Origin of the sequence: Sphingosinicella humi, assembly GCF_003129465.1 — a bacterium.
GTDB lineage: Bacteria > Pseudomonadota > Alphaproteobacteria > Sphingomonadales > Sphingomonadaceae > Allosphingosinicella > Allosphingosinicella humi.
This window is the reverse complement of the sequence record NZ_QFFF01000001.1, coordinates 1,936,055-1,955,948: the sequence shown is the minus strand read 5'-3', so window position 1 is coordinate 1,955,948 and position 19,894 is coordinate 1,936,055. Positions and strand designations below refer to the sequence as shown.

General features: G+C 66.5%; 21 protein-coding genes. 5 read left to right on the top strand and 16 right to left on the bottom strand.

Going from position 1 to position 19,894, the window contains the following annotated elements; translation table 11 throughout:
- Positions 1-40: 40 nt before the first annotated feature.
- Complete coding sequence (locus DF286_RS09770) at positions 41-439, top strand: hypothetical protein (protein WP_146193594.1); 399 nt, start codon at positions 41-43, stop codon at positions 437-439.
- Between the two features lie 36 nt (positions 440-475).
- Here the strand turns inward: DF286_RS09770 and clpS are convergent, their stop codons facing one another.
- The 4 genes from clpS to DF286_RS09750 all read right to left on the bottom strand — a co-directional run bounded on the left by clpS (position 476) and on the right by DF286_RS09750 (position 3,887).
- Positions 476-832 (bottom strand): ATP-dependent Clp protease adapter ClpS, encoded by a 357-nt coding sequence (gene clpS / locus DF286_RS09765; protein ID WP_109271256.1) that lies wholly within the window; start codon positions 830-832, stop codon positions 476-478.
- A 164-nt stretch (positions 833-996) separates the two neighbouring features.
- Positions 997-1,482 (bottom strand): phasin family protein, encoded by a 486-nt coding sequence (locus DF286_RS09760; RefSeq protein ID WP_243444792.1) that lies wholly within the window; start codon positions 1,480-1,482, stop codon positions 997-999.
- Between the two features lie 120 nt (positions 1,483-1,602).
- Positions 1,603-2,055, bottom strand: coding sequence for a hypothetical protein (locus DF286_RS09755; RefSeq protein WP_109271254.1), 453 nt, complete (start codon positions 2,053-2,055; stop codon positions 1,603-1,605).
- 47 nt (positions 2,056-2,102) lie between these two features.
- Entirely contained in the window at positions 2,103-3,887 is a 1,785-nt protein-coding gene (locus DF286_RS09750; protein WP_109271253.1) for a PHA/PHB synthase family protein, read from the bottom strand.
- A 133-nt stretch (positions 3,888-4,020) separates the two neighbouring features.
- On the opposite strand from DF286_RS09750, the gene murA reads away from it, so the two are divergent.
- On the top strand, positions 4,021-5,304 hold the full coding sequence (murA, locus tag DF286_RS09745; protein ID WP_109271252.1) for a UDP-N-acetylglucosamine 1-carboxyvinyltransferase: 1,284 nt from the start codon (positions 4,021-4,023) through the stop codon (positions 5,302-5,304).
- Positions 5,305-5,345: 41 nt separating this feature from the next.
- Here murA and rnk read toward each other — a convergent pair whose 3' ends face one another.
- The 4 genes from rnk to DF286_RS09725 form a co-directional block, all read right to left on the bottom strand.
- Entirely contained in the window at positions 5,346-5,768 is a 423-nt protein-coding gene (gene rnk, locus DF286_RS09740; RefSeq protein WP_109271251.1) for a nucleoside diphosphate kinase regulator, read from the bottom strand.
- Positions 5,769-5,996: 228 nt separating this feature from the next.
- Positions 5,997-7,262 (bottom strand): DUF445 domain-containing protein, encoded by a 1,266-nt coding sequence (locus DF286_RS09735; protein ID WP_109271250.1) that lies wholly within the window; start codon positions 7,260-7,262, stop codon positions 5,997-5,999.
- A gap of 32 nt (positions 7,263-7,294) precedes the next feature.
- Positions 7,295-10,378 carry an efflux RND transporter permease subunit gene (locus DF286_RS09730; RefSeq protein WP_109271249.1) on the bottom strand — a complete coding sequence of 1,028 codons (3,084 nt, stop codon included), beginning with the start codon at positions 10,376-10,378 and terminating at the stop codon, positions 7,295-7,297.
- Positions 10,379-10,388: 10 nt separating this feature from the next.
- Complete coding sequence (locus DF286_RS09725) at positions 10,389-11,585, bottom strand: efflux RND transporter periplasmic adaptor subunit (protein ID WP_109271248.1); 1,197 nt, start codon at positions 11,583-11,585, stop codon at positions 10,389-10,391.
- A gap of 355 nt (positions 11,586-11,940) precedes the next feature.
- Between DF286_RS09725 and DF286_RS09720 the strand changes: the two genes are divergently transcribed.
- Complete coding sequence (locus tag DF286_RS09720; RefSeq protein ID WP_109271247.1) at positions 11,941-12,657, top strand: SIMPL domain-containing protein; 717 nt, start codon at positions 11,941-11,943, stop codon at positions 12,655-12,657.
- A gap of 157 nt (positions 12,658-12,814) precedes the next feature.
- Here the strand turns inward: DF286_RS09720 and DF286_RS09715 are convergent, their stop codons facing one another.
- From DF286_RS09715 to DF286_RS09705, 3 genes are all read right to left on the bottom strand, one after another.
- A complete protein-coding gene (locus DF286_RS09715) occupies positions 12,815-13,084 on the bottom strand; it encodes a GlsB/YeaQ/YmgE family stress response membrane protein (RefSeq protein ID WP_109271246.1) in 270 nt (89 codons plus the stop codon).
- 205 nt (positions 13,085-13,289) lie between these two features.
- Entirely contained in the window at positions 13,290-13,589 is a 300-nt protein-coding gene (gene sciP / locus DF286_RS09710; RefSeq protein ID WP_109271245.1) for a CtrA inhibitor SciP, read from the bottom strand.
- 124 nt (positions 13,590-13,713) lie between these two features.
- A complete protein-coding gene (locus tag DF286_RS09705; protein ID WP_146193593.1) occupies positions 13,714-13,974 on the bottom strand; it encodes a hypothetical protein in 261 nt (86 codons plus the stop codon).
- Positions 13,975-14,070: 96 nt separating this feature from the next.
- Between DF286_RS09705 and mnmA the strand changes: the two genes are divergently transcribed.
- On the top strand, positions 14,071-15,201 hold the full coding sequence (gene mnmA, locus DF286_RS09700) for a tRNA 2-thiouridine(34) synthase MnmA (protein WP_109272125.1): 1,131 nt from the start codon (positions 14,071-14,073) through the stop codon (positions 15,199-15,201).
- A gap of 68 nt (positions 15,202-15,269) precedes the next feature.
- Here the strand turns inward: mnmA and DF286_RS09695 are convergent, their stop codons facing one another.
- Entirely contained in the window at positions 15,270-16,580 is a 1,311-nt protein-coding gene (locus DF286_RS09695) for an APC family permease (RefSeq protein ID WP_158274658.1), read from the bottom strand.
- A gap of 97 nt (positions 16,581-16,677) precedes the next feature.
- Between DF286_RS09695 and DF286_RS09690 the strand changes: the two genes are divergently transcribed.
- Positions 16,678-17,160: an NUDIX hydrolase gene (locus tag DF286_RS09690; RefSeq protein WP_109271242.1), complete on the top strand. Its 483-nt coding sequence runs from the start codon at positions 16,678-16,680 to the stop codon at positions 17,158-17,160.
- Here the strand turns inward: DF286_RS09690 and DF286_RS09685 are convergent.
- From DF286_RS09685 to pdxH, 4 genes are all read right to left on the bottom strand, one after another.
- Entirely contained in the window at positions 17,135-17,524 is a 390-nt protein-coding gene (locus DF286_RS09685; RefSeq protein WP_109271241.1) for a hypothetical protein, read from the bottom strand. The genes DF286_RS09690 and DF286_RS09685 overlap by 26 nt on opposite strands.
- A gap of 65 nt (positions 17,525-17,589) precedes the next feature.
- Positions 17,590-18,378, bottom strand: a complete 789-nt coding sequence (locus tag DF286_RS09680) for a PhzF family phenazine biosynthesis protein (RefSeq protein ID WP_109271240.1) — start codon at positions 18,376-18,378, stop codon at positions 17,590-17,592.
- Positions 18,375-19,313 (bottom strand): cation diffusion facilitator family transporter, encoded by a 939-nt coding sequence (locus tag DF286_RS09675; protein ID WP_109271239.1) that lies wholly within the window; start codon positions 19,311-19,313, stop codon positions 18,375-18,377. The genes DF286_RS09680 and DF286_RS09675 overlap by 4 nt, the downstream gene beginning before the upstream one ends.
- Positions 19,310-19,888, bottom strand: coding sequence for a pyridoxamine 5'-phosphate oxidase (gene pdxH / locus DF286_RS09670; protein ID WP_109271238.1), 579 nt, complete (start codon positions 19,886-19,888; stop codon positions 19,310-19,312). Before pdxH ends, DF286_RS09675 begins: the two co-directional genes overlap by 4 nt.
- Positions 19,889-19,894: the final 6 nt, after the last annotated feature.

Here is a 19,894-nt window from a genome sequence, read left to right as displayed (position 1 = left end):
ACCCTGTTTGAAGCGTTTGCCGCAGCGATAGGCGAGGCCCTTGGCAAAGTCGAGATTGATGGGGGTGCTGATCTGGGGGGCAATGTCCGCCGTCGCCGCGCCCGCACAACCCCTCACGGCCGAGCAGGCGATGGCCAATTATCGCGGCGCTTTCGTGCCCTTGGCGGAACTCGATTGCCCCAAGAGCGAAGACACCGACGAGATCGTCGTCTGCGGCCGCCCGACCGGCGCGCCCGACCCCAGCCGTCTCCCTCTTCCGGTCGAGCCGCTGCCGGGCGATCGGATCTCCGGCGAAGCGATGTCGGCCGTCGAGACCGCAAACATGAAGGACGAGTGCTCCCCCGTCGGACGCCAGAGTAGCTGCGGCGGATTCATCCCCATCTTCCCGATCATCGGGGTGGCGATGAAGGCGGTGAAGGCACTGGTGGACGGCGAATGAGACTGGCGCCACGCGCCGCCGCGTGGAAGCGATACTTCAGGCCTTCTCCAAGGTGCACTGGAGAGGGTGCTGGTTCTCGCGGGCGAAGTCGATGACCTGGGCGACCTTGGTCTCCGCCACCTCGTAGCTGAAGATGCCGCAGACGCCGACGCCGCGCTGGTGCACGTGGAGCATCACGCGGGTCGCGTCCTCTATGTCCATGCGGAAGAAGCGCTGCAGGACGAGGACGACGAACTCCATCGGCGTATAGTCGTCGTTCAGCATCAGCACCTTGTAGGGCGACGGAGTCTTGGTGCGGGTGCGGGTGCGGGTCGCGACGCCGAGGCCGGTGCCTTCGTCGTGGCCCGTGCGATCGTCGCTCATCGCCAGAATTTGGGAATCGTGCCTAATCATCACAACATCAAAATATGGCATTCGGCCGGCACGGGGCAAGACCAGCCACAGCCGACAGGGCGATAAATCGGGACGGCCGGTCGAGGTTCCAGCGCACGCGAAAAGGGCGGCCGCTTCGCTGGGAAGCGGCCGCCCCTCGGTCTCCCTAGGGGGTCGGGAGTGATTTAGAGAGCGAGCGTCTTCACCCGCTCGGCCGCAACCGTGTAGCGGTTGGTGATCGGCTCCGCGACTTCGCCGGCGAGCTTGATCACGGCCTCGCTCAGCTTCGAGCTCTCGGTGACGAGGCTGTCGAAAGCGGAGCGGGCATAGTCGCTCTGCAGCTTGAAGAAGTCGGTCGGCGACTTGACCTCGGCGAAGCTCTTGAGAGCGGCCGACGCTTCCTCAAAGCTCTTGCGGCCATATTCGGCGGCTTCCTGGCCGAGGGTCTCGACGCCCTTGGCGGCGATCTTCGAAGAGGCGACGAACGCCTCGACATTGCCCTTGGTCAGCTCGGTCGCCTCCTCGAACAGGCGGGTCGACTTCTCGACGGCCACCTTGGTGCGCTCATTGGCCTCGCCGAGGGCGGCCTGGAAGCGGTCCGCGGCGGCATTGCCGGTCTCGGCGGCCTTGTTGGCGGCGTCGGCGGTCTTGGCGTTGGTTTCCTTGGTCACGGTCCTGATCCCTCTTTCGATGCACTGCGGGTCTATGTTGCAATGCACAAATAAGGGATCCGATCCGCATTGCAAGATAAAAATTGTGCGATGCAACATAATCGTCACAAACAGTCGCGTTCAGCGACGGAACATGCGCCGGACCCTGCCCCGTCGTTCTTTGACGAAGGCGATGTTCGCCTGTGCGCTGGGCGATTCCTCCGCCGCGTCACGGAGGCCTGACCGAGAGGGATCGTAGGCGGTGACGATCACCCAGCCGGTGACGATGTAATCGGCCGGGGTCATCCCGCCCGCGAGCAGGCGCACACCCGTTTCGGCATCCGCGCCGAGTGTCGACACCGCTTCGTCGGTCTTCGTGCAATGGGGGTATCCGGGGAGGATTTCGAGATTCTTCGCCTCCCGATAAGTCGCGATGGACCAGAAGGTTTCGAAGCTCTGGGGGGTCAGGCGATGACCCAGGATCGCCTCACGAAGCGCAGCGCATTCGGGCGCATCCTCGCCGCGCGTGCCGGCGGCCGCCTCGCCGGCCGTGAGGAGCAGGACCAACAGCGCGAGTGGGGCCGTCCAGCCCATCAAAAGCGTCTCCTACGGACGCCCTCTTATACCATGCTTCCATCGACTTAGCGCGCCTTCACATAACTTCCCGGCGCATCTTCGATCGCCTTCAGCTTGCCCTTGCCCGGCTTGCGGGGGCCGATGGCGAAGGCCTTGTCCGGCGACAGATTGGCGATCCAGCCGATCCAGTCGGGCCACCAGCTCCCCTTGGTCTCATTGGCGCCGGCGATGAACGCTTCGAGCGTGTCGGCCTTCTCGTCGTTGGTCCAATATTGATATTTCTGCGCCTCGGGCGGATTGACGACCCCGGCGATATGGCCGGATCCGGCCAGCACGAAGCGCAGCGGCCCTTGGAAATGATGGGTGATTTTCCAGACGCTTTGCGGCGGCGCGATATGGTCCTCGCGGCCGGCCTGGACGTAGGTCGGCGTCTTCACCTTGCCGATGTTGATCGGCGTGCCGTCAACAACCACCCCGCCCGGCCGGACCAGCCGGTTCTCCCGGTAGAAGTCCCGCAGATAGGCCTGGTGCCATTTGGCCGGCAGGTTGGTCGTGTCCGAATTCCAGTGGAGCAGGTCGAAGGGCGTATAGTCCTCCCCCATCAGGTAATTGTTGGTGACATAGCTCCAGATGAGGTCGCGGCCGCGCAGCAGGTTGAAGGTGGCGGCCATGTAGCGGCCGTCGAGATAGCCCTTGTCGGCCGAAAGCTGCTCGATGAGCTGCATCTGCTCATCGCCGACGAACAGCGACAGGTCGCCCGCTTCCGCGAAATCGACCTGCGCCGTCAGGAAGGTGGCGCTGGCGACCTTGTCTGCCTCGCCGCGCGCCTCGAGCAGCGCCAGCGTGGCGGCGAGCGTGGTGCCGGCGACGCAATAGCCGACCGCGTGGACCGCCTCCACGTCGAGCAGGTCGCGGATCGTGTCGATGGCGTCGGTCTGGGCGGCGACATAGTCGTCGAGCGTCACGTCGGCCATGTCTTCGTCGGCCGACTTCCAGGAAACCATGAAAACGGTGAGACCCTGTTCGACGGCCCAGCGGATGAAGCTCTTCTTGGGGTTGAGGTCGAGAATGTAGAAGCGGTTGATCCAGGGCGGGAAGATGACCAGCGGCGTTTCGAACACCTCCTTGGTTGTCGGCGCATATTGGATGAGCTGGTAGAGCTCCGTCTGCTTGACGACCTTGCCGGGTGTCACCGCGATGTTGCGGCCGACCTCGAAGGCATTGGGATCGGTGTGGGTGAGCTGCCCCCTGGAGAGGTCGCCGAGCATGTGCTCGAGACCCTTGAGGAGGTTCTCGCCGCGCGTCTCCAGCGTCTTTTCCAGCACCAGCGGATTGGTGAGCGCGAAATTGGACGGGCTCATCGCGTCGACGAAGGCGCGGGTGGCGAAGCGCAGCTTCTCCCGCTCCTTGTCATCCAGTCCCTCGACCGCCTCGACCGAGCCGAGCAGGCGGTCGGAGATGAGGATGTAGCTCTGCCGGATCATATCGAAGAGCGGATTCTCCCGCCACTCGGGCGCCGAAAAGCGCTTGTCCCTGTCCGCCTTCTCCTCGATCTCGGACTTGCCCCCATCGCCGCCCAGCGCGCGCTGCCAAATGCCGAGCCCTTCGGTCCACATGTCGACCTGCGCCTTGGCGATCCGCCCCGCATCGGCGAACAGGTTCATGCCGGGCCATGACGGCGTCGCCGCGGGTGCCGCCGGAGCCGTCTTCGGAGCCTCGCTCCACTGCCGGGCGACATGCTCCATCATCAGCTGCTGCGCCCGGCCCATCACCCAGGTCCAGTGCTGCAGCTCCTCCAGGCTCGGAAAAGGCGCGGCCGTGGGGCGGGTATCGGCGTCCGGGTCGGCCATGTTCGGGCTCCTCAAATGCTTCGGCATTTTGACGGCTTTGATGGCTTTTACACGGAATCGCCAATATTTCCTCCTCCGCGCAAACCTGGCCGCTTCCGCTTGCGCATGGCCGGCAAAACTCTAGAAGCCCCGCATGGATCGCATCATCATTCGCGGCGGCAGGCGCCTTGAAGGCAAAGTCTGCATATCGGGCGCCAAGAACGCGGCGCTGACCCTCCTCCCCTGCGCGCTGCTCACCGACGAGCCGCTGACGCTGAGGAACCTGCCGCGCCTCGCCGACGTCGACAGCTTCGGGCATCTGCTCAACCAGCTCGGCGTCTCGACCACCGTCGAAGGCTCCAAGCCGGAGGAGTTCGGGCGGGTGATGACCCTCAGGGCCGCGACGATCAGCTCGACGGTGGCTCCCTACGATATCGTCCGCAAGATGCGCGCCTCGATCCTGGTGCTCGGGCCGTTGATGGCGCGGGCGGGCGAGGCGACGGTGTCGCTGCCCGGCGGCTGCGCGATCGGGAACCGGCCGATCGACCTGCACCTCAAGGCCCTGGAGGCGCTCGGCGCCCATATCGAGCTGGCGGCAGGCTATGTGAAGGCGACTGCGCCCAAGGGCGGCCTTACCGGCGGCCATATCAGCTTCCCGGTTGTCTCGGTCGGCGCGACCGAGAATGCGCTGATGGCCGCTGTCCTCGCCAAGGGCGCGACGGTGATCGAGAACGCCGCGCGCGAGCCGGAGATCACCGACCTCGCCAAGTGCCTGATCGCGATGGGCGCGCGGATCGAGGGCCTGCGCACCGACACGCTCACGATCCAGGGCGTCGAGGAGCTGCACGGCGCCACCTATTCGGTGATGCCGGACCGGATCGAGGCGGGCAGCTATGCCTGCGCGGCCGCCATCACCGGCGGATCGCTGGAGCTCGTTGGCGCGCGCAAGGAGACGATGCCGTCGATCCTCACCGGCCTTCAGGACGCAGGTCTCATCGTCGAGGACGTGGCGGGCGGCATCAAGGTGAGCGCCGATGGGCGGCTCCGGCCGCTGTCGATCTCGACGGCGCCCTACCCCGCCTTTCCGACCGACATGCAGGCGCAGTTCATGGCCATGCTGAGCCTCGCCGACGGCACCAGCCTGCTGACCGAGACGATCTTCGAGAACCGCTACATGCACGTGCCCGAGCTCGCCCGCATGGGCGCCGATATCGAGGTGCGGGGTCGGTCGGCCGTGGTGCGCGGCGTCGAGAAGCTGATCGGCGCGCCGGTGATGGCAACGGACCTTCGCGCCTCGATGAGCCTCGTCCTCGCCGGACTCGCCGCCGAGGGGGAGACCCAGGTCAGCCGCGTCTATCATCTCGACCGGGGCTATGAGCGGCTGGAGGAAAAGCTTCAGGCCGTCGGCGCCGATATCGAGCGGGCCAGCGACGGCTAAGGCGGGAGCCTGGGGACGTCGCCCCCAAACTTGGTTCGGCTCTAGGCGTCCTTCTTCGGCCGCCGCACCGCCTGGATGGTGATACGCCGTTCACGACCTTCCAGGTCGGGCCACTCGATCGTCTGGCCGGTGGAGAGGCCGATCAGCCCGGCGCCCATCGGCGTCATGACGGAAATCCGCCCCGCCTCGATATCCGCCTCGGCCGGCAGCACCAGTTGAACCGTGCGTTGAGCACCGCTCGCCTCGTCCACATAGTCGATCTCGGACCCCAGGGTGATGGCATCCTTGGGGAGCGACGCTTCGTCATGGATTTCCGCCCGTTCGATCTCGGCAAGCAGCATCGCCGCGACGACCGGAACGCGATGCTCCGCCCGCAGCGCGAGATCGCCGAGCAGGTCGGATTCCGTATCCAGCAGATGGATCGGCGGACGGGCGCCCGTCGATGGATCGCGAGTGGCAGCCATGGCATCTTTCCTTGAAGCATCGGCGCACGATGACGTGCGGCCGCCGGGAGTTAAAACGGTTAGTCAGGCGAAAGGAACCCCGGACCCGCGCCCGAGGGCCGATCCGGGGTCAGGCGCGTGCCGGAAGCTGGCCGGCGTGAAGGCGCAGGCGTCTCTCGAAGGCGGAAAGCGGTCCCATCGCTGCGACAGTGCTACAGCCGACGCGCCTTGTCAAAGCGAACGGGCCGCTCACGCCACCATTTCGACGCTGTGGATGACGAGGCCGACGAGGCCGCCCACCAGGGTGCCGTTGATGCGGATATATTGGAGATCGCGCCCGACCGCGTTCTCGAGACGGCCGGTGACCGTGCGGGCATCCCAGCCGCGGATCGTCTCGGACACCAGGGTGACGATCCCCGCGCCGTAGGTCGCCACCGCCCCCACCATGGCGCGTCGGGCGAACTGGTTGATCGTCGCCTTGAGCCGGGCATCCTCCTGGAGCGTCGCGCCGAGCGCACGCACCGCTTCGCCGAAGCGCCCGGCCATGGTCGCGTCGGGATCGCGGGCGGACTTGAGCAGGCCGGCACGAGTCTTCTCCCAGAGCCCGTCGATCCAGTCGCCGAACGCCTTGTTGGCGATGATGTCCTGCTTCGCGCTCTCGACCTTGCTGCGCACGGCCTCGTCATATTGAAGATCCCAAGCGAGCGCGGCCAGCGAATCCTCGGCTTTGGCGCGCAGCGGGTGGTTGACGTCCGTCGCGAGCTCGACGGTGAGGCGCCTCAGGCCGTCGATGATGCCGTCGGCGACGCGGGCGTCGAGGCCGGTGAAGCGCACAACCCAACCCGACTTGTCATGAACCATGCCGCGGATCAGGTCTTCATTGGCGTCGAGCGTGCGGCTCGCCCAGTTGATGACGGCGTCGAGCACCGGCACGTGACGGTCCTCGGTGATCGCGGCGTCCAGTGACTTGCCGAGTAGCGGCGAGACTTCCATCGCCTTCATGCGGCCGGCGATCGCGCCCTTGACCATGCCGCCGAGCCGTTCCTGATCGAGCGCCTCCAGGATGCTGGCGATGAGGCTCGAGGCGCCTTGGCGGAGCCGGCCCTCGCCCGGCGGATCGGTGAGGAAGCGGCCGATCGCGCCGGCCACGTCCGCGCCGCGCATCCGCCGGGCGACGACGGAGGGGGTCAGGAAATTCTCCCGCAGGAACTGGGCGAGGGTATCGCCGATCCGGTCCTTGTTCCGCGGAATGATGGCGGTGTGGGGGATGGGCAGGCCGAGCGGGTGGCGAAACAGGGCAGTGACCGCAAACCAGTCGGCGAGGCCGCCCACCATCGCCGCCTCGGCGAAGGCCTTGACGAAGCCCCAGGCCGGATAGGCGTCGTCCAATGTGTTGGCGAGGAGGAAGACGCCCGCCATCACCACCAGCGAGCCGGTGGCGATGATCTTCATGCCGCGGGCGCCACCCTGCGCGGGGTTGAATCGGGTGAGGCCGGTCCGTTCGAGCAGGGTCATTCCTGCATCAATAGCCGGAACCGGCCTTTGGTTCACTCCGCAGGCTGCACGCCGGGTATCTGCGCGTTCTTGCCACCGGTGGTGAGGTGCCTGGCGAGCTTGGGCCCAAGCCAGCGCTCAAAGCCGATCGCGAGGCTGAACGTCGCCGGGACGATGACCAGGGTCAGCACCGTCGAGACGATCAGGCCGCCGATCACGACGATGCCCATCGGCGCGCGCCAGCTGCCGTCGCCGCTGAGCGACAGCGCGGTCGGGATCATGCCGGCGACCATGGCGACGGTGGTCATCACAATCGGCTGCGCGCGCTTATGGCCGGCATCTTCGATCGCTTCCTGCCTGCCGATGCCCTTGGACATCTCTTCGAGCGCGAAGTCGATCAGCAGGATCGAGTTCTTGCCGACGATGCCGAGCAGCATGAGGATGCCGATGAAGACGAACAGCGACAGGGGATTGCCCGTTATCAGCAGGGCCAGGCCGCCGCCCAGCGGGGCGAGCAGCAGCGAGCCCAGGTTGACGAACGGCGGCATCACCGAGCGATAGAGCAGCACCAGCACCGCGAACACCAGCAGCACGCCGGATATGACGGCGATGACGAAGTTCACCATCAACTCCTGCTGCCATTTGGTGTCGCCCAGGATCAGCCGGGAGACGCCGAGCGGCAGGTTCGACAGCGTCGGCAGCGCCTCGATCTTGGTCATGGCCTCGCCGCTGACGATGCCCGGCGCCAGGTCCGCGCCGATCGTGATCTGCCGCACCTGGTTGGTACGGTCGATCTGGGTGGGGCCGGCGCCGAAGCCGATTTCGGCGACGACGCTCAGCGGCACCGAACCGCCATTCTGCGTCGCCACCGGCAAATTCTCGATGGTCGAGAGTCGTTCCCGCGCATCCTGGTTCAGGGCCACCCGGATCGGGATCTGACGGTCCGACAGCGAGAATTTGGCGACATTCTGGTCGATGTCGCCGAGAGTGGCGATGCGGATCGCCTGGCTCAGCGCCGCAGTGGTGACGCCAAGGTCCGCGGCCAGGTCGAGACGCGGCCGGATGACGATCTCGGGCCGCTGGAGATTGCCCTCGATCCGCGGCGCCACGATCTCGCTGATGCCGGCCATTTCGCCGACCAGCTTCGTGGCCACCTGCATCAGCTGCTCCGGATCGTCGCCGCCGAGCGTGATCGAAACGTCGCGGTTGCTACCGCCTCCGCCGCCATTCTGCGACATGAAGTTGACGCGTGCATCAGGAACCTGGGCGAGCATCGGCGCCAGCGACCGCTCGAACTCGATGCTGGTCACGTCGCGGTCGTCCTTGAGCCGGAGATAGACCGTCGCGCTTGCAACATCGATGCGGGCGAAGGCGCGCTCCACGACGGGTTGCTTCGACATCATGTTCATCACCCGCTCGGCCACGTTCCGGGTCTGCTCGAGTGTCGTCCCGGGCACCATCGCGATCGAAATGCGGCTGGTGTCCTGGTTGGTCGGCGGGAAAAAGGACGAAGGCAGCTGGGAGAAGGTGATGATGGTGGCGACGAAGGCCAGCGCGCCCATGCCCACCGTCTTCCAGCGGTTTTTAAGGGTCCAGCGCAGCACGTCCATGTAGCGGTCCATCACCCAGCCTTCGCCGTGCGAGGCATGGCCCTTGGCCTTGAGGAAATAGGCCGCGATCATCGGCGTGATCAGACGGGCGACCGCAAGGCTGGTCAGCACGGACGCGACCACGGTCATGCCGAAATTCTTGAAGAACTGCCCCGCGACGCCGGGCATCAGCGCGACCGGGAAGAAGACGGCCACGATGGTCATGGTCGTGCCGAGCACCGCAAGCCCGATCTCGTCGGCGGCCTCGATCGATGCCTCATAGGCGGTCTTGCCCATGCGCATGTGGCGCACGATGTTCTCGATCTCCACGATGGCGTCGTCGACGAGCACGCCGGCCACCAGGCTGAGGCCGAGCAGCGTCATGCTGTTCAGCGTGAAGCCCATCAGATCCATGAACCAGAAGGTGGGGATGGCCGACAGCGGTATCGCCAGCGCCGAGATCAAGGTCGCGCGCCAGTCCCTGAGGAACAGGAAAACGACGATGACGGCGAGGATCGCGCCCTCGACCAGCGCCTCCATTGCCGAGCTATATTGTTCCTTGGCGTAGTCGACGGTGGTGAAGAGCTCGGTGAACTTGACCGACGGATTCTGCTCCTGGAGCTTCTTCAGCACTTCGACGGCGTCGTCGTAGACGGTGATGTCGGATTCGCCCTTGGCCCGCTCGAAGCCGAAGGTCGTCACCTGCTGCCCGCCCTGCACCAGCGATATCGAGCGCTGCTCCGCATAGAGGTCCCGGACGTCAGCCACGTCCGAGAGCTTGACCGTGCGCCCGCCGCCGACGCCGATGCGGGTCTCGCCCAGCTCATGCGCGCTCTTCGCGTTGCCGAGGATGCGGACCGACTGCTCAGAGCCGGCGATCTCGGCCCGGCCGCCGGCCGCGTTGAGGTTCACCTGCCGCAGCTGCGCGTTGACCTCGCTGGCGGTGAGGCCATGCGCCTGCATCCTCGCCGGGTCGAGGATGACCCGAATTTCACGCGAGACGCCGCCGCGGCGATAAACCTCCGCCATGCCCGGCACCGAGAGCAAGGCCTTGGCGACATTGTTGTCGACATACCAGCTCAGTTCCTCGAGCGTCATGTCGGTCGTCTCGGCCGCGTAGTAGGCGAGCGTATTGCCGGACGTGGACACGCGGATGACTTGCGGTTCCAAGATGCCGTCCGGCAGCTCTCCCCGTATCTGCGCGATGGCATCGCGGACGTCGGTGACGGCCCGATCGATCGGGGTACCGATATTGAACTGAACGAAGGTTTCCGACGAGCCTTCCCGGATCGTCGAATTGATCTCGTCGACGCCCTCGATGCTCCGGATCGCGGCTTCGACGCGCTGGGTGACCTGCGTCTCCATCTCCGTCGGGGCGGCGCCGGGCTGGCTGATGAGGACGAGGGCCCCCGGGAAATCGATGTCCGGATCGTTCTGAATGTCCATGCGGACGAACGAAATCAGCCCGGCGAGGGTCAGCACCACGAACAGCACGATCGGCGGGATCGGGTTGCGGATCGACCAGGCGGAGATGTTGCGGAAGTTCATCGCTCGTTCCTCAGCGCCCGGCCTTCTGCCGCACAGGTCGGACCTTCTCACCCGGGTTCAGGAAGCCGCCGGCGGAGCGCACGACCCGCTCGGTGCCGTTCAGGCCCTCGACGATCGCGACGCCTTCGTCGGTAATCTGGCCGGTGCGGACCGGCCGCCGGACGACCATGTCCTTCTGGTCAACGATATAGACGTAGCTGCCCTTCTCGTCGCTGAGCACGGCCGATTCCGGCAGGAGCGGAGCGTCGATGGCGCCGGTCACGATCGTGGCGCTGGCGAAGCCGCCCGGGCGCAGGTCAGGCTGGTACGGTATCGATATGCGAGCGTCGCCCTGGCGGGTCTGCGGGTCGATCACCGGCGACACCTGCCACACCTGCCCCTGGTAGCTATCGGTGGAGCCGACCGGCGTCACCGTCGCCGGAACGCCGACGGTAACCCGCGCCAGGTCCTCCTGCGACAGCTTGGCGACCAGCTCCATCTCGCCGCCCATGGCGATGCGGAACAAGGCGCCGGAGCCCGGCCCCACGATCTGGCCCGGCTCGACCATGCGATCGAGCACAAGGCCGCTCGCCGGAGCCCGCACGTCGAGCCGCCCGATGCGGGCGCGCGTCTCGGCGAGCTGCGCCTCGGCGACACGAACGCGCGCCACGGCGGCGTCGCGGGTGGCCGTCTTGCGGTCAACATCGGCCTTGGAGATGAAACCGCGGTCGACGAGCGCGAGCGCGCGATCGAGCTCGCTCTGGGCCAGATCGGCTTCGGCGCGGGCCACCTGGATCTGGGCGGCGAGCTGGCGCGCCTGCTGCGACTGGACGGATCTCTCGATGGTGGCGAGCGCCTGGCCGGCATTCACCCAATCGCCGGCCTCGACGAGCACGCGGCTCACCTCTCCGCCTTCGCCGGCGACGCCGACGGGCATGTCGCGGCGAGCGGCGAGCGTTCCTGTCGCCGAGATGGTGCGCGAAATCTGTTCGTTCCCCGGGACGATGACCGTGACCGAAGGCAATGCCTCGGCCCCCTCTCCAGCGGCGGGGGTTGTGGCCGGATCCTCGCCACCGGCGAATGCGAAGAACGCGGCGATCAGCAGGATAGCGGCGATGGCGGCGGCGATGATGATCCGCCGGCGCTTGCGCCGCTGCGCGATGACGACCTCATCCAGCACCTCGCCCTCGAGCGCCTGGCGCCGCCAACCCGTCGTTTCGAAGTTCATGGTCCTCATCTCTCTCACACCGCAGGGCGGCCGCGCCGCGTCTCGGCCACTGTATTAGCCGAATAAGGCACCGCGCTCAAGCCATATGTTTTCTAATCTGCCGGTCCCCACATTCGCGCGCGCCCATACACTGCAAACTCTACTGTTTCCACAGGCTGAATGAAGTTTCGCTCAGGCTCGCGGGTGGGGGAAACGGCGATTGACCGAACGGGCAGCAGGAGCGCGGTTATTTTCGACGAACCTGCGCGACTTTTCGATGAAAGCCGCGTCCGTAACGTTCAGCAACCGTGCAGGGCGGGGCACGTTCTATGGGCGTGGCCCGGCCGTAGTCGGGCGCCAAATTCGGGAGAACAAAATGATCCGATACGCTCTTTTCGCTTCCGCGCTGGCCCTGGCGCTGCCTGCCGGGGCCGTGGCGCAGGAAGTTGTGCCGGTCCGGGCCATTGCCGGCACTCGGCTCGACGTCGTCGCGACCGGTGAAGTCAGCCGCGTTCCGGATATCGCCCGCATCAATGCAGGCGTCGTGACCCAGGCGAAGACGGCTACCGAGGCCATCGCCCAGAACGCCCAGCGCATGAACCGCGTCATCGCGGCGCTGAAGCGCGCCGGGATCGAGGAGCGCGACATCCAGACCAGCTCGATCAACCTCAATCCGGAATATCGCTATGTCGAGAACCAGGCGCCGATCCTCACCGGATACCGCGCCAGCAACGAGGTGACCGTCCGCTTTCGCGACATCGCCGAGACCGGCGCGATACTGGATGCCCTGGTCGCGGAGGGCGCCAACCAGATCAATGGCCCGATGCTGGAGATCGACAAGCCGGACGAGGCGCTGGACGAGGCCCGCCGCGCAGCGCTCGAAACGGCGCGCGCGCGAGCGGAGATGTATGCGCGGGCCACGGGCATGAAGGTAGCCCGCATCCTCGCCATCAGCGAATCGGCCGTGGCGGGTCCGCCCATCCCCTATCCGATGATGCGGATGGAGGCCGTGGCTCAGGACGCCTCGACCAAGATCGTGCCGGGCGAGCAGACGCTGTCCGTGACTCTCTCGGTCACCTACGAATTGCAGTGAATCCATCCCCGTCATTGTGAGGAGCGAAGTGACGAAGCAACCCAGTCTGCGCCGGGCGGTATTGCTTCGCTCGCTCGCAATGACGTTTCTCTGCGCAACAAAAAGGGGCCGCCTCGCCTGAGCGAAGCGGCCCCTTATCCTTGGACCAGAAAAAGTCTTAACGAACGCTGCCGCGGCGGAACAGGTTGACGATCGCGAGCAGGATGATCGCGCCAAGCAGGGCGACGATCAGCGTCATGATGTCGAAGGCGCCGCTGAGCAGGTTGCCGCCGCCGATGAGCGGGCCGAGCAGGAAGCCACCGAGCAGGGACCCGATGATCCCTACCACAATATTGAGGAGAATACCTTGCTGGGCGTCGGTGCGCATAATGATGCTCGCGAGCCAGCCGATGATACCCCCGATGATCAGTGCAATGATGAGATTCATCTTCTTCCCTCCTGTACTCACTGCCGATGATCCCAAGAGGTTTCAGCGGCGTTCCGAATCCAAGACGCGCGAAGCGCACGCTTGTTCCTGCGAACCGTCGCACGTTCTTCGCGCGTGGATCGGCCGCGCAGGCAGCCCGTCTTACATCGTTTCGGAAGAGTATTGAAGAAGGGAGGACTTGCCACGCGTAAGGCGCGGCAAGGACTCAGAATTTCTGCTGGCGCTCGTAAAGCGATTTGTAATGCTGGATGCGGGTGACCCTGAGACCCGGCATGCCGGACCGGTCGACCGCGCGCTGCCAGCTGGCGAACTCCTCGAGCGTGAGGCCATAGCGTTCGCAGGCTTCATCGACGTTCAGAAGCCCGCCATTGACGGCCGCGACGACCTCCGCTTTGCGGCGCACCACCCAACGACTGGTCGTGCGCGGCGGCAGGGTCTCCAACGTCAACGGCTCTCCCAGCGGGCCGATGACCTGGGCAGGGCGAATCTTCTGATGTTCGATCATTACTACCTCAACTATGGCTCCCGCTGGGGGGAGCGTCTCCTTCGTCGCCACCCGTGTTAGCGCCGAGGCATTGAAGGAAGGCTAAAATGCGAAGGTAAATTTCGCGGTCATTTGAGTTACCGCTTCATTCGGGCGGCACGGTACCGCGATGGAAGCTTCCCTGCTGGACAGCGATCGCGTCCGGCCAGTCGGGAGCGGCGAGCAGGATTTCGACCAGCGGCTCGCGGGCAGTGCGCTCCTCCTCCTCGCCATGAGCGGCGCGGATCTGGGCGCGCGCCGTCGCGCTCGACGACTGCATCGCCTCAAGCGTCGCGACAAGGACGCTGTAATCGAGATGCGCGGGCGTCTGCTTGGCGATTCGCCGGGCGCGACGGAGGAAGCTCATGTCCATTCCCCGAGTCCTAACCAAGAAGGCTGAATCCATCGTAAAATTATCCACAGGCTGGGCGCGGGGCGGCGATGCGCCTATATGGCCGCCTTCATGACCGTGGATTTCCAGCTGGACCGGCCCCTTTCGGAGGCCCGGATCGTCGTCGCCATGTCGGGCGGGGTCGACAGCTCGGTCGTGGCCGCACTCGCCGCCCGCACCGGCGCGGAAGTGATCGGCGTGACCCTCCAGCTTTACGATTATGGCGCCGCCGTCCAGCGGACCGGGAGCTGCTGTGCCGGCCAGGACATTTACGATGCGCGCACCGTCGCCGACCGGCTGGGGATCGCGCACTATGTCTTCGACTATGAAAGCCGCTTCAAGGGCAGCGTGATCGATCGCTTCGCCGACGAATATATGAAGGGCCGTACGCCCATCCCCTGCATCAGCTGCAACCAGGGCGTGAAGTTCACCGACCTATTGAGCCTCGCCAAGGATCTCGGCGCCGATTGCCTGGCGACCGGCCATTATGTCCGGCGGGTCCTGGGCCCGAACGGCGCGGAGCTCCACCGCGCGGCCGATCCGGCGCGGGACCAGAGCTATTTCCTGTTCGCGACGACTCAGGAGCAGCTGGATTATCTCCGCTTTCCGTTAGGCGACATGCCCAAGCCGGCGGTGCGCGAGATCGCCCGCGAGCTCGGCCTGCTCGTCGCCGACAAGCCGGACAGCCAGGACATCTGCTTCGTACCGAACGGCGACTATGCTTCGGTGGTCAAGAAGATCCGGCCGGAAGCGGCGGCGGAAGGCGAGATCGTCGACCTGGAAGGCCGCGTGCTCGGCCGGCACCAGGGCCTCATCCACTTCACCGTCGGTCAGCGTCGCGGCCTCGAGATCGGCGGCCAGCCCGAGCCGCTCTACGTGGTCCGCCTGGAGCCCGAGGCGCGGCGCGTCGTGGTGGGGCCGAAGGCGGCGCTGGCGGTGCGGACGGTCAAGCTCGACGGCCTCAACTGGCTGGGCGAGGACCAGCGCGAGGGTCTCACCGCCAAGGTGCGCTCGATGGCCAAGCCCGCGCCGGTGCGCTTCGACCCCGGATCGGCGTCCGGGGCAGGCGGCGAGGCCGTTCACTTCCTCGCCCCCGAATATGGCGTCGCACCGGGCCAGGCGGCGGTCATCTACGACGGCGACCGCGTCCTCGGCGGCGGCTGGATCGAAGAGACCGTCCCGGCGGAACCTATCTCCGCCTGAACGTCGCCCGGACGAAAGTCGGGGCCCAAGAACAGCTTCTTGAGACGTCCAGCGCGAGGCCTTTCCGATCACTTTGTTTTCTTGGGTCCCGGCTTCCGCCGGGATGACGATTGCGCCAGCAGGTACAGGGCGAGGCCAATCGCCGCCAGGATCAGCAGCATGCGCCAGGAGGCCCATTCCGACTGGAACGCCGCCCACAGGCAGACTATGAGGCCCGCGCTCATCAGGCCGAAGGTGGGGAGCGTCGTCCGCCGGCCCGCGATCTGTTCGGATCGGGGCAGAGCGGCGATGCTGGTGCCGTAGACGAATAGCCGCGCCAGGGTGCTCACCACGGCGAGCCAGAGGAAGCTGCCGGTGAGCGCCAGCACGGCCCCGAGCAGGCCCATGAACAGCACTGAATTGGCCGGCGTATGGTATAGCTCGCTCACGGCGGCGAACCAGCGCGGCAGCAGCCCCTCCCGCGCCAGCGCGAAGGTGATGCGCGGCGTGGAGGTGAGCGAGCCGGCGATATTGCCGCCGATCGAGGAGAGCGCCGCCACGGTAATGACCAGCGCACCGGCCGGCCCGGCCAGCAAGGACGCGAACGCGACCAGCGGCGCCTCGGGCGCCTCGCCCGCCGGCATCGCTGAAACATAGGCGAGTTGGACGATGAAATAGAGGGCAGCGGTGCCGACGATGGTGGCGATCAGGGCACGCGGGATGGTGCGTCCGGGATTGGCGGTCTCGCCGGCGGGCACGACCGAATTTTCGAATCCGATGAAGGCGTAGAAGATGATGAGCGCGGCTGCCTCCACGCCCGACAGGCTCGGCGCCGGCCCCGGCGTCGGCCAGGCGCCGGCGGTGGCGGCGAGGCCCCATATGGCCAGCGCGATCAGAGGCAGGCCCTTCAGCACGGTGAGCCCGTCCAGCGCCCGGATGGCGCGGCGGACGCCGACGATGTTGATCGCGGTGAGCGAGGCGCAGAGCGCGAGAATGGTCGCCGCGCGGCCGACGCCGAAGCCGAGCGGAGCCCACAGGGTCGCGGCGTAGGTCGCGAAGACATTGGCATTGGCGGCGAGCGCCGTCACCCGCGCCAGATAGTAGAGCCAGCCCGCCTGGAATGAAGCGAGCGGCCCGAAGGCAGCGGTGTAGGCGACCGGCCCGCCCGATTGCGGAAACAGCGCCGCGAGCCGCGCGAAAGGCATGGCGACGAGCAGGATGAGCAGGCCGAAGATCGGGAACAGCCACGGGCTGAAGGCGCCGAACTGCATATGCAGCGTCGCCGGCAGCGCGAAGATGCCGGCGCCGACGATGCCGTTGAAGGAGAGAAAGGCCGACCCGGTGAAGCCGATGTCGCGGCGCAGTCGGCTGTCCGGCGCCGTGTCCTGGCTGTCGTTCATCACGCCCCTTCCCTTCACCTGCGCCAGCTTTGCAGGACCGCTTCCGCCGGGGCAAGCCGCTTGCGGACGTCGCGCCTTCGGTGGAGGATCGCGCGGCATGCCGAAGATCAGCGCCGGAATCCTGCTCTACCGCCTGCGCCGCGGAACGGCGGAGGTGTTGCTCGTGCATCCGGGCGGCCCCTTCTGGCGCAACAAGGATGCCGGCGCCTGGATGATCCCCAAGGGCGAGGTCGCGCCCGGCGAGGCGCCGCTCGCCTGCGCGCTGCGAGAATTCGAGGAGGAGCTGGGCGTCAGGCCCGAAGGCTCGCCCCGGCCGCTAAGCCCGGTCCGGCAGGCGGGCGGCAAAAGGGTGGAGGCGTTCGCGCTCGAAGGCGAGCTCGACCCGGACCGGATCGTCAGCAATCGGTTCGAGATGGAATGGCCGCCGAGAAGCGGCCGCCTTCAATCCTTCCCTGAGGTGGACCGGGCGGGGTGGCTCCCATTGGCGGAGGCGCGGGAGAAGATATTGGCCAGGCAGCGGCCGATGCTGGACGAGCTTGCGCAAATGCTGGGCGTCACTCCGCCCGGCGATAGGGAATAAAGTCGCCGAGCAGCACGAAGCCCGTCTGCATGCCCGTGCTCCGATCGCGCAGGTGGACGACGTCGACATTGCACAGCTGGGACGACAGCGTGCGCGTCACTAGCACGTCCCACTTGCCAAGCGATTCCGCACCCGCGTCCGGCCGGTTCACATAAAGGGTGCTGCCGGCATCGTAGATGATCGCCGTGTCTCTGATGACCTTGCTTGAGCGGACGTTGCGCAGGTTGATGCAGTCCACGGGCTCTCCGGCGACGCGGCCTTCCAGCGCCTTGGCGAGCTTCGCCTCGCCCTCGGGCGTGCTGGCCATGGCGGGCACGCCGGCAAGGAGCAGCGAACCTATGAGAAGAGCAGCGGTCTTGCGCATGGGATCATCCTTTCGTCGCACTCCATAGCATATAGGGGCTGAACGTGACGTGACCGAATCGGAGCCTAAAGCCGTAGCGTGCCTTCCATGACGGTGACGCACTGTCCGCCGAGCACGACCCGGTCCCCTTCCCTGCGGCATTGGACGAGGCCGCCGCGCCGGCTTGCCTGATAGGCGGTGAAGCTCTCGCGTCCCAGCCGGTCGCACCAGAAGGGCGTCAGCGCGGCGTGGGCGGAGCCGGTCACCGGATCCTCGTCGACGCCCCAGGCGGGGACGAAGACGCGGCTCACCACGTCATGTGGGCCGTCGTCCGGAGCGGTGACGATTACCATCAGGTCGATCCGGCCGAGCGCCTTCATGTCAGGCGCGCAGGCCCGCACCGCTTCGGCGTCGGGGAGAAGCACGATCGAAGTGGCTTCGACGCCTTCATAGGAGAGGAAGAACTCGCCTTCGGGCGTCCCGAGCACGTCGAGGAGCGTCTCGTGCCGGTCGGGCTTCACCAGGATCTGCGGCAGGCTGAGGGTAAGGGCATCGCCGTCGCGCCCGACCGTCAGCACGCCCGCCTTGCGCGTGCGAAAGCGAACCTCGTCCCCCGCTATCAGCACATGGCCGCTGGCGAGGGTGGCATGGCCGCACAGCGCGACTTCCGTCGTCGGCGTGAACCAGCGAAGCTCGTAATCCGCATCGCCGTCGGTGGGCACGGTGAAGGCCGTCTCGCTGAGATTATTCTCCATCGCGATCGCCTGCATCGTCTCGTCCGGCAGCCATTGGTCCAGCGGCACGACGGCGGCCGGATTGCCGGTGAAGGGGCGGTCGGCGAAGGCGTCGACCTGAACGAGGCGCAGTTGGGTCATCTCTGGGCTCCAGGGGTGAGATCGGTCTCGACCAGGGGATTGCCGGGTTCGTCCACCTGGCCCTCCGGATCGACATGGATCAGGATTTCGACGTCCGGAAACTCCCGTTCGAGCCTCGCCTCGACCGCGTCCATCACGTCATGCGCCTCCGCCACGGTCATGCCGGGATCGACCCAGACGTGGAACTGGACGAAATCCTTGGCGCCGCTCCGGCGGGTGCGGAGATCGTGGATGCCCTTAAGCTCGGGCTGGCGGGCAATGACCTCGACGAACCGGCGTCGCTTCTCCTCCGGCCATTCCTTGTCCATCAGCTGGTCGATCGCGTGGCTCGAAGCGCGGAACGCGCCCCAGGCGAGCCACAGCGCGATGGCGATGCCGAACACCGGATCGGCACCGGTCAGCCCCAGATATTGGTCGAGCACCAGCGCCACGATCACCGACAGGTTGAGCAGCAGGTCGCTCTGGTAATGGACGTTGTCGGCCTGGATCGCGACCGAGCGCGTCCGGGCGATCACCCGCCGCTGATAGTAGAGCAAGGCAAAGGTGGCGGCGATGGCGATCAGGGAGACGCCGATCCCCAGCTCGGCGCTCTCAGTCGGCCGGTCTGCCGTCAGGCTGACGATGGCGCGCCAGCCGATCGCCGCGGCGGAGGCGGTGATCAGGGCGACCTGGAAAAGGGCCGCCAGTGCCTCGGCCTTGCCATGGCCGAAACGATGGTCGTGATCGGCCGGCATCGACGCGATCCTGACGCCGTAGAGGGTGACCAGCGAAGCGAGCAGATCGAGCCCGCTGTCGGCGAGCGACCCCAGCATCGCCACCGATCCGGTCTGCCAGGCGGCGAAGCTCTTGAGCGTCAGCAGGAAGAGCGCCGTCGCCACGCTGGCCAGGGCGGCGCGGGCGGTAAGCTTGCCCTCCTGTTGGCGCGCGGTGCTCATGGGTAGAGCAGCCCCTCGCTCCACTCGTCGCCGCTCCTCACGAAAAGCCGGCGCTCATGAAGCCGGTGCGCGCGGTCGATCCAGAATTCGATTCGCTCGGGGGCGAGGCGGAAGCCCGACCAGCGCGGCGGGCGGGGCACATCGCCTCCAGCAAAGCGCGACCGCACCTCCTCATAACGCGTCTCGAAGGTTTCGCGGCTGTCCAGCGGACGGGACTGCTCGGACGCCCAGGCGCCGAGCTGCGAATCGCGCGAGCGCGTCGCGAAATAGGCGTCCGCCTCGGCTGCGCTGACCGGCTCCACCGCCCCCTCGATCCGCACCTGCCGGCGCAGCGACTTCCAGTGGAAGAGCAGGGCCGCGTGCGGATTATGCGCCATATCCCCGCCCTTGCGACTGTCGAGATTCGTGAAGAAAACGAAGCCGCGCGCATCGTGCCCCTTCAGCAGCACCATCCTGACCGACGGCCGCCCCGTCCCGTCCGCCGTCGCCAGCGCCATCGCATTATGGTCGTTGGGCTCCAGGGCGGCCGCCTCGGCGAACCAGTGATCGAACAGCGTGTGGGGATCGTCGGCCATGGCCGA